The sequence below is a fragment of the Bacteroidia bacterium genome (genome assembly GCA_026932145.1).
In the GTDB taxonomy this organism is placed as follows: Bacteria; Bacteroidota; Bacteroidia; order J057; family JAIXKT01; genus JAIXKT01.
Genome location: JAIXKT010000016.1, coordinates 21,382 through 31,527, shown reverse-complemented (window position 1 = coordinate 31,527; position 10,146 = coordinate 21,382). Strand labels below are relative to the sequence as shown.

The 10,146-nt window shown below is 38.5% G+C and carries 7 protein-coding genes; 2 read left to right on the top strand and 5 right to left on the bottom strand.

Translation table 11 applies throughout. The annotated features are described in order from the left end of the window. Window positions 1-41: 41 nt before the first annotated feature. The 5 genes from LC115_04885 to LC115_04865 form a co-directional block, all read right to left on the bottom strand. Window positions 42-527 (bottom strand): hypothetical protein, encoded by a 486-nt coding sequence (locus LC115_04885; GenBank protein ID MCZ2356016.1) that lies wholly within the window; start codon window positions 525-527, stop codon window positions 42-44. Between the two features lie 148 nt (window positions 528-675). After that, entirely contained in the window at window positions 676-1,497 is an 822-nt protein-coding gene (locus tag LC115_04880; protein ID MCZ2356015.1) for a DUF2520 domain-containing protein, read from the bottom strand. Window positions 1,498-1,503: 6 nt separating this feature from the next. After that, window positions 1,504-2,256 carry a LytTR family DNA-binding domain-containing protein gene (locus LC115_04875; protein ID MCZ2356014.1) on the bottom strand — a complete coding sequence of 251 codons (753 nt, stop codon included), beginning with the start codon at window positions 2,254-2,256 and terminating at the stop codon, window positions 1,504-1,506. Window positions 2,257-2,590: 334 nt separating this feature from the next. After that, window positions 2,591-3,697, bottom strand: a complete 1,107-nt coding sequence (locus tag LC115_04870) for a hypothetical protein (GenBank protein ID MCZ2356013.1) — start codon at window positions 3,695-3,697, stop codon at window positions 2,591-2,593. Window positions 3,698-3,890: 193 nt separating this feature from the next. Next, entirely contained in the window at window positions 3,891-4,958 is a 1,068-nt protein-coding gene (locus tag LC115_04865; protein MCZ2356012.1) for a transposase, read from the bottom strand. A 160-nt stretch (window positions 4,959-5,118) separates the two neighbouring features. Between LC115_04865 and LC115_04860 the strand changes: the two genes are divergently transcribed. Together LC115_04860 and LC115_04855 are read left to right on the top strand one after the other, a co-directional pair. Continuing rightward, complete coding sequence (locus tag LC115_04860; GenBank protein MCZ2356011.1) at window positions 5,119-5,850, top strand: class I SAM-dependent methyltransferase; 732 nt, start codon at window positions 5,119-5,121, stop codon at window positions 5,848-5,850. 119 nt (window positions 5,851-5,969) lie between these two features. Continuing rightward, a complete protein-coding gene (locus LC115_04855; GenBank protein MCZ2356010.1) occupies window positions 5,970-10,139 on the top strand; it encodes a S8 family serine peptidase in 4,170 nt (1,389 codons plus the stop codon). Window positions 10,140-10,146 lie beyond the last annotated feature (7 nt).

The window sequence follows — 10,146 nt, the reverse complement described above, 5'->3', positions numbered from 1 at the left end:
GTTTTTTTGTAAAGATACGAAATATATGCGTCATAACATATCTAACCTAACACTAGTTCATTTTTTTTGACATGGCTTTTGCGAGCTACTTTTACCTTTGTCCCAAAATGCTTTGTGGCATATTTAAGCACTGTGTTGTATTTAATATCCTTGTTAAACTCATTGGCTATCCATTCCTTGAGTTCAATATACCCTGCCAGTCCATTTTTAGGGTCATGCAGTTTCTCTTCCATTTTTTTATGCTCTTCCTTGGTGAACACTGATGGCTTTCCTGCTTTCCCTTTCCTACCATTATGTAGCAAGGTGTCCATACCTCCTTTTTTGTAGGCAGTGCGCCAATTGTGGATGCTTTGACTGCTGGCACCAATGGTATCCATCAACTCACGTTTAGAAATACCTTTACTGCCCGCCTCTTTCATCGCTACCAACATTTTGATGCGAGGTTGCATCATTAAAGACGATGATTTTAATGATTTTCTCAACTCAGTCAAACTTTCTGATACAGGAATATATAATGCAAATGACATAATGATTTATATTAAAGACCAAAAATAAAATAAAAAATCCAATATGCAAAATATTGGTCTTGTTTATTTTTCACTATCGTATAAACCATGTGATATTAAATACTTTAACAATCTTTACACCATTTTTAAACAACCTCTAATATAAAGTCTATAGTAATGGTGGTTGGTATTGATTTGTATCAAAATTAAGCGGGACGTGAACAGTACGTTTTTGAATCTGCCGGCTAAGATGTTGATATAAAGGCACTAATTCTGGGTTCTTTGCTGATAATAAGTTGATATGATGCTGAATTGTAGCTATATCGTTTCTTTTGGCAGGGCCTGTTTGTGCTTGTGCCGGTGTTAAGTTAGATAGTTTTTCAACTACCTGCTGCATCAATGGTAAGTACAGTTGATAAGAATGGATCGTTGAAGATACAATTTCTTGGGCTATCCATGCCATTAGGTTCACAAAGTTTGAAGTCCACACAGCACCTAGGTGAATTACCGCCCTATCTGCCGAGCTAACCCAGAGAGGGTTAGATACCAACTGCTGTGCAAAGTGCATGATTATCTCTAAAGACAACGCTGATGCTTCTATCAAAACGGGAATAGTTGACCATTCAGGCTGAAAATCAACCGAAAACGTTTGAAGTGGATAAACGACACCGGCCTTTGGGGTGTATTTTAGTAGTTCTTCGAGGGGAAAAGCTCCAGATGTATGGGCAATTGTGGGTTTAGTGGTTTTTAAAGATACAGAATGAGTAACTTCCGGAATAGCGTTATCCGGCACACATAAAATAACCAAATCTAACCCATCTTGAAGCTGGTTAATAGAGTTAATAAACTGAATATCAGGGAATTTATTTTGGTATCCGGTGATTTTTTCGGTGTTTCTAACAACAACTTGCTGGGGCAAAAATCCAGATTCCGTTAATTTATGAACAATAGCTTGCCCCACATTTCCAAAGCCTATACAAGCCCAACGCACGCTGTATTAGAACTTTAAGATTTGTTTGATAACGCGAGACCGTTCTCGGCTACTGATAGCTTCTCTGCCATTATTCAGAATTACCTTGTATCGGTTACCAAACCAAACTACTAACTCCTTAATTTGTGCTACATTCACAATACAAGATCGAGATATGCGTAAAAACTGCTTAGGAGGAAGCCGTTTTTCAAAGTGCTCTAAGGTCTGGTTGAGTAGATAACGTTTTTCTTTTGAGTAGATATAGGTTTCTCCCTCCTCAACCTCAATGGTAAAGATGTCAGAAAAATCTATCAACTTAATTTTATCAGCTACAGGAATTGGGATTTTGTTTAGATCCATGTAGTTAATATCTGTGAGTTGGGTATCTACTTCTACATCCGGCATCGGTATAGGCACAGAGCGATTTTTTACCCGTTCAAGGCAGGTTTTTAGTCGTTCTTTATCAATTGGTTTTAGCAAATAATCAGCAGCATCTATTTCAAAGGCTGCGATGGCGTGTTCATTATGAGCAGTAGTAAAAATGACCTTTGTGCCTAATTCAGAGGCTCTACGGGCTACTTCAAGGCCGTTCATGCCGGGCATTTCAATATCCAAAAAAGCTATATCCGGCCTTTCTAACTCAATACTTTGAAGTGCATCTAATCCGTTTTCTACAGAACTCACCACAACCACGTCAGTATTTTCTATCTGTTTTAACAACCTCAAAACCCGATTTCTGGCAGCAGCCTCATCATCAGCAATAATAGCTCTCAAACTCATAATTGATTAATATATATTCCAAACGTAAAGTTACAAAACCTTACTTTGGTAGCAAGGATAAAAAAGAACCAATGGTAAGCAGAATATAACCAATCAAACTGGCAATGACAGAATGTAGCATAATTTATTAACAAATCAGCGTTTTATGAAATAACAGAATTGGGGCTGTAGTTCAGAAAGTATGAAAGATATGGTTTCGTTGATGAAGCATTATTAGACATTATGAACAGAATATTTTTTAGGAAAATTTAAAAATAACTATTGATAATCATGTAGTTAGTTGATTACATATAAAGTTTTCGTCCCTAAACTCTAATTTATAACAAAGGAAAGTTCAAAAACTTTCCAAACCTTCTCCATAAACATATTCTTTCATAATTCTTTCTACATCATGCAGTTGTAGTGGAAACCATTCTTCCCTTCCCAGTTTGTACAACAATAGACGTTCTTTTACCGAAAGTGTGCCATCTACAATAAAACCAAAAATCAACAGCCTTGCCAAGACATAATTTTCAGCGTCATTGTTGCCAAAAATGCGGTCAAGGTGTACCTTCTCATTCATTTTTAGTGTAATACCCGGGAGTTTTATAGAAACCTCTTTCATAAAAGCATAGAGAGCGAAGTTGTAAGCTCTCTTTTCCTGTGCGATGTAATTGACTAAGGAAGGAATCTTGCTTCTTACACTTTCTAACTCGGCTGTTGAAAATCCGCGTAAAAATTGTTTGGATGCAGCGGTCGAAACCAATCTTATCTTTGCCTCTTTCATTACTTTATGGCTAGCCCACGCATCCCAAAAAGCATATACGGGCACACCTACCAAATCCATAAAGATACGCAATGCATATCTGCCAAGAATCCTTCTGACGATTAACTTTATAACCAGATTGGATAGAAGAGATTCTAATTTGGTAAAAAGAAAGAGCAACCAATACGATATTTTAGGTAATCCCACATAAGGGTTAATGCCTAATGTCAGCATATGTTTGTCCGAAATCTCCAAACCAGCTTCGGTCAATAATTGAATTTGTTCTTTATAATCATCATGCTCCGGCGGCGGATATTGATAAATTTCACATATCTGCTTAACCGCCCGCATATTCAACACATTCAATATCCATATTTCAGGAAACACCATGATAATAGCATAAACCGAATTATAAACTTCAAAATCGAGCCGGTAACCCATTATGCTTATTTGTTGTGCTTTAAAAAAATCGGAAAAATGAAAGGGAAGGATTACCAATAGCACAAAAACAGCTCCGGTAAGAGCAGACAAGAAATAGGTTTTTCTTTTTAACTTCTTTAGTTTTTCTTTCTCTTCTTTTGTGAGGATATGTCCCGAAATTTCGATAGGTTTAATATGCGACAAATTTTTTGTCAAATATCTGTTACCTATCCTGACCGGTAAGCTGTCGTTAGATGTTGTTTCTATTTTATCCATTATTGAATTAGAGCAGTAAAATTATAAAATGCAAGTAGAAATAAGCCCAACTATTTGCTACGAAATTACCTAAGAGGTTGTTTAAAATTTATTTTTTTATTCTGTTAAGCATAATTCTAATCATAGCTAAGTGCACAAAGCTTGTACTGCATTCGGGGTGGAATTCATAGTCATTAACTGATGTTACGCAACATTAAGTAGTATTTTTAAGACTTGGTGTTAATAAATGCTGTAATTCTTCCTTTGCTTTTCGTAGTGCTACTATGTTCAAATAATTTTTCAGTGCAAAATGACTTTTGTTTTTTCTTACTTTCAGTAATTCAAACCGATTAAACGCTGTCAGCGAAGCAATGAAATGACTTTTTTGTGTTGTTATTGTGCGTGTAGGTGATTTGGCAAACGAAGCATTGCTCTTGATGGATTTGTGATACTCTTCTACTTTCCATCGTTTGTGATAGATTGCAGTGATTTGCTCGTATGACAAATTTAAGTCGTTAGAAGCCAGATAGAGCGCAGCAGTATCATTCTCGTTTGTGAAAATTTGGCATGCAATGAGAATTGGGAAATCCAACTGCTCAACCCACACCACCGCAGTGCGCCCTTCCGGCTTCAGGGACTTAATACTTGTGTAACGACCGTTTTGCTTATCATCCAGTGTCAAGGCAACTTTCCGATTTGACTTGAGAGCAAAAATAAATTTCCCGTTGTGTTTTTGAGCAATGAATTTCATGTTCTCGCTGTTGCCGAACCAACTATCTGAAAGTACATATTCAAAATCTAAATTCCAAAAAGCATGGTTCACCATTTTTCGAAACAGTTCATTTTTTCCAATGCGGCTTTTTCTCACCTGCTTGCCTTTTGCATTCACTGTTTTAATTGGCTTGGTAATAAATTCTACTCCCGCTGGAACACTCATCTCATTGCTGTGATACAATGCAGTGAGCATAGCAACTCCTTTTACATTTCTTCTACTGGCGTGATCAAAATGCCAGCAGATTAATTCGTTTTCATCCGTGTATGGTTTGCCTTCTATGGTTTCATCTATGATTAGAACGGCATCCTTGCTCCTGATTTCATAGCAAAGTGGTTTGGCGCGCTTCCATAAATATTCTTCATTCAAATTTCCACTCGATAAAAGTCGTGTGAATCTATCATGGCTGAGGCTGCCTTCCATCAGTAAAGATATTCCCGTGCAGGTTACTTGTCCCTGATATATCATCAGAGATTGTTGGTATAGGTCGGCTATGTTTTCAACATTCATACAGCTAAATTAATGATATCCTTGCGTAACATCAGTGAATCATATAAAGTCTAATATTTTTGTAATTGGTATTTTACTTAAACTAACCTATTTATTGAACTTTATATTCACCCAAAAATGTTTGCTATTTTACGATAAGGTTTATGTTTGCCGAATAATTATGACGTGGTTTAAATCTTGGTTTGACTCTCCATACTACCGGTTACTATATGAACACCGGAGCGATCAGGAAGCTGAAAGGTTCTTGCAAAACCTTTTGAATAAGGAAATTATACCTCCATGGTCTGAGATTTTAGATGTGGGTTGCGGCTATGGCCGTCATGCTTGTTGGTTAGCCCAGCAGAACTTTACCGTAATGGGAATAGACTTATCCCCTGAACGCATTGCCGAAGCCACAGCAAAAGCCCAAAAACTAACGCATCCACCTAAATTTTGGGTTCAAGATATGCGCGAAATAAATTATCATAACCAATTTGATGTTGTGCTAAACTTATTTACTAGCTTTGGATATTTTTCGGATATTATTGAAAATCAAAATGTTTTGTCTAAGTTTCATAAAGCCTTAAAGCCTACCGGAACTCTAATTCTGGACTATCTGAATGCAAATACTGTTTCGGAAGAGCCTGAACCCGTTCAAAAACAGATAAATGGAGTGTTGTTTACCATTCAAAAAAAACGCTATTCAACTTATGTAGAAAAAAAAATATCTATTCAGGATGCCAATCAGGAATCCCATGAATTTACCGAAAAAGTTACATTATTTGAGGCCGATAAACTTACCGATATGCTATTAAACGCTGGTTTTCAGAACATTTCAAAATATGGCGATTATGAACTAAACGATTGGGCTGCTAATTCTCCCCGAAGTATTATGGTTGCCAGAAATAGATAAAAATCAAATAACCCCTTGAAATATTTGACATAACACGATGGTTTAGAGCCTTCCCAGAATAGATTCTATTTACAGAAAGACAATAAATTCTGTTTTTAGTTATATTTCGGGAAAAAATTATGCACTTTTTGAGATTGGCTTTTGGGTTCAAGAAAATGCTCTTTTTGAGCGTTCTTTGTTGGCTTACAACAAAAGTTTTTGCTCAAACGGCAATTTCTTGGAATATTCAGGTAGCTCCTGAAAACATTGCTATTCTTCAAAATTGGAATAATTCTCAAAAAACAGCCCAGTTCCCAATCCTACGGCAAGCTAACTGCATTTTATTAAAGCCTGAAAGTAAGCCAGATGATTCAGCGTTAGCTGTATGGGCTACCCTTAACTTTCCGCAACCTATATCCATAACACAATTATACCAAACTAAGTTATTTAAGCATATAGAGCCAAACTATACCCGAAAAATTGATAAATTCTCTAATGATCCGGCTCTTTCCGGAGAACCTGCTTGGCATCACCAGCGAGTGCACAGTTTTGAGGCTTGGGATATTACCACCGGCGACTCCGCTATCATCGTTGGTATCATTGACACCGGAATAGATTATTATCATCCAGAATTTTCTAAGCAATTTTATATCAATTCCTTAGAAGATTTAAACCAAAATGGGCAACTTGACAGCACCGATTTTAATGGCATCGATGATGACCATAACGGCTTTATTGATGATGTTATTGGCTACAATTTTGCAGAACTACCAATACTACCTTCGGGAGGAAACCATTCGATTTCAAGAGGAAATGTGTATGATGACAACCAACATGGAACTATCGTTGGGGGGCTTTTAGCAGCAAAATCAGATAACGGTATTGGCGGATGCGGAATAGCTCCTAACGTTAAGCTACTAATAGTGAGAGCTTTTAACTCTTCCGGTACAGGAGAAGATAGGGATATTGCTCAGGCAATTATTTACGCTGCTGATAGAGGTGCACGAATCATCAATTGTAGCTTTGGAGATGTGTATCCTTCGTTGCTTATGCACGCAGCTATTCGGTATGCCTACCAAAAAGGCTGCATTATTATTGCAAGTGCCGGTAACGGAACGGGCGATCAACGGCATTTTCCATCTGATTTCCAAGAGGTTATTTCAGTTTCTGCTTCGTCTTATGATGCGCAGGCTGGCCGTGAGTATCTTTGGCCAGTAAGTAGTTTTGGAAATCATGTTGCTTTATGTGCGCCGGGGAGCAGTGTTTTTGCACCTACTCGGTCGGATACATTAGGCAATGCTGCATTTGGTTTTTTTTCTGGAACAAGTATAGCTGCCCCCATCGTAAGTGGTGCTGCCGCATTGTGCCTAAGCAAAATCCCAACACTAACTCCTGACCAAATGCGCGGACGGCTTACCGCTACCTGTGATGACATCGGCCCTATCGGCTGGGACTACTACACAGGTGCAGGACGCGTAAATACCTTTCGCGCCCTAAATCTTATCGGAAACCCAATCGTTAAAATCCATAACCTAAAGCCAGACCAAGGACTCAACCAAACACAAATCCCGATTGTGGCTACTGCCGTACACCCGCTATTCCAAAGTTTTTCCATAGATTACCATTTAGGAAGAGATGAAAGCAACCAAATATGGATAAATGTTTTGGATAAACAATTTAAGCAGGTTCTACAAGATACGGTTACTTGGTGGGATATTTCAAACATTCCATCTGGAGAAATTACCTTGCGGCTACGTGTTTTCCTGAGAAACCAACAAACAGATGAGGTAAAAATACGGTTGTACAAAGACACTACTGCCGCTATCACTTCCGTGTTATATGCAACACCGGTTTGGGACGATAACCAGCGCAAAATCCTTGTTACCTTTAAACACGCTGAAGTTTGTACTACCCGCTTGATTTATCAATATTCTGGAGCAGCAGCCTGCACTCTCACTTATGACCGCATAACCAGAAACGGACATTTCTTGATAAACCCGGAAATCACACAACCTGCCGAAATCCAATGGTGGCTTGAACTTACCAGCACAAGCAGCTTAAAATCAACTACTAACATACAAAAAACATGGCTTATCCCCGAAATCATACCTTCCAGCGAACGCATATTTAAACCCAAAAATTATGGAATCCCATTAGCTTACACACTACCATTCCTAACTGATTTTAACCAAAATAACCTTCCTGAAATAGTTTCCAGCAGATTTCAGTTTGATGCTAATGACGGTCGGGTTAAATTCTGGGAGTTTAACGGAATCAAGTTTCTGCTAAAAGATTCCGTTTCAATACCGGAATTGCTTATCCCTAAGGATACGGCTGATATTACCGGCGATTTTTTGCCTGAACTTTTAGCTAATAAAAACGATTCTATTGTACTACTTACCGGCACTCCGTTTCCCAATAAGTCTTTGAATCTCGGCACAATAGAAAGAGGTTATCCCGCACGGTTTGCTGATACAGATAATGACTCCAACGTAGAAATAATCGCCAAAGATTTTCGAAATTATTTCATTTTGGAGAAAAACGGCTCTACCTTTCAGCGCACAGCAACACTTCCAGATTCCACAACAAACTATCTGGGTTCAACAGCTCCCAAAGCTTTGGTAGAAGACTTTGACCAAGACGGAAAAAGGGAAATTGTTACTGGCGATTTTGATGGTGATTTTCAAATCTATGAAAATACCGGAAACAATACCTATAAGTTAAACTTTATTCACGAAACAGGTTTGCAAAAATCTTCTGATTACCTATGTGCCGGAGATATGAACCATAACGGAAAGCCGGAATTTTTTGTAGCTACCCACACTTCTACCTTACGAGATGAACATAGTGAATATGAACCTCCTTACTGGAATCTCGAAATATGGGAAGCTACGGCAGACGACCAATATCAAAGAATTTGGCAGGATGCCTTATTTGATTTTCAGGACGAAACCGGCCCTGCCGCAACAATGGCAGACTTAACTGGAGACGGCTTTCCGGAACTCATTATCACAAACTTTCCCAAAACATATATTCTAAGTTTCCAAAATGGTAATTATCAGTGGATTTGGTTTTATTATGGCACATACAACCCAACTATTCTGTGTGGTGATGTAGATAAAAACGGCCTTGCAGAAGTATTGCTCGGCGTTAGTGATACTTCCTATTTTTTTGAATATCAGCCAAATGGATTATCCATTTCTGCAGTAGCGTTAAATGCCTCATTGGTTTCAGAAGATTCTGTACAATTAACATGGTCTGGATCTGGGTCAAGTAGTTATCAAATCTTATTGGCAAAATATACTGATGATTTTTTTCAAGGTATTAGCCCAATTTCTGGAAATTCTTTTGGAGTTGGAGGTTTAGAGAAAAACGAGCGTTATGTCTTTGTGGTTCGCAGTGTTCTTCCGGATACGGGTGCATTTTCTAATCTTGTGTTTATCCGCACACATGGGCAGGTGAACATCAGGCGTGCATACGTCAGCGGGGGTAGCCAAGTATCTGTACAGTTTAGCCAGCCTATACCCAACCCGGATTTACTACTGTCGGTTTTAAAACTCACACATAACACTGATTCACTGCCTATAACGGAAATATTTCCAACACCGGATTCCACTAAGTTACTCTTAAATACTGCCGATAATTGCCCACCAGGAAATTACAGTATTCAGGTTTTGATAAATTTACCCGGCCTTTGGATAGATACAACCCAAATCTATCAGTGGGTAGAAGTCAGCAAACAGCCCGCTTTGTTCCTAACTAATTGGGAAAAAACTGGAGATAATGAAGCAATATTGCATTTCAACAAGCCCGTCAATACTACGTCTGTTCATTTAGAAAGTTTTCAGGTTCAGCCATTTGGTTTTGTTCAAGATTTTGAGGTGAGTTCAGACCAGATTTGGTTAAGGTTACGAGGAATACGCTTAGGTGCAACAGGAATTCCGGTTTCAATAACCATTCGGGGGATAACTGGGCAAAATTTTGAGGCACAGCGGGATAGCTTAGGTGATGTAGCTACCTTTTGGGAAGCCGCAGCAGATTTTTCAGAAGTATATGCATTCCCAAATCCGTATAAGAAAAACTCTGTTTCAGAGGGAGTTACGATTTCCAATTTGCCTTCCTTCGCAGTTGTTCGTATCTATACTTTACAGGGAGAGCGTGTAAGACAGCTTGTAGAGCGCAATGCAGATGGCGGAACTTTTTGGGATTTAACAGACAACAACGGAAAAAGAGTTCGTCCCGGAATATTCTGGTTCGTTGCCGAAAACGATACCGGCCAGTTTATCGGCAAAATCGCCATATCAGAATAATTTTTTG

Bases quoted from the DNA above. Each gene is read 5' to 3' on its own strand.
- LC115_04860 (MCZ2356011.1), top strand. From the start codon at position 5,119: ATGACGTGGTTTAAATCTTGGTTTGACTCTCCATACTACCGGTTACTA.
- LC115_04875 (MCZ2356014.1), bottom strand. From the start codon at position 2,256: ATGAGTTTGAGAGCTATTATTGCTGATGATGAGGCTGCTGCCAGAAAT.
- LC115_04885 (MCZ2356016.1), bottom strand. From the start codon at position 527: ATGTCATTTGCATTATATATTCCTGTATCAGAAAGTTTGACTGAGTTG.
- LC115_04870 (MCZ2356013.1), bottom strand. From the start codon at position 3,697: ATGGATAAAATAGAAACAACATCTAACGACAGCTTACCGGTCAGGATA.
- LC115_04855 (MCZ2356010.1), top strand. From the start codon at position 5,970: ATGCACTTTTTGAGATTGGCTTTTGGGTTCAAGAAAATGCTCTTTTTG.
- LC115_04865 (MCZ2356012.1), bottom strand. From the start codon at position 4,958: ATGAATGTTGAAAACATAGCCGACCTATACCAACAATCTCTGATGATA.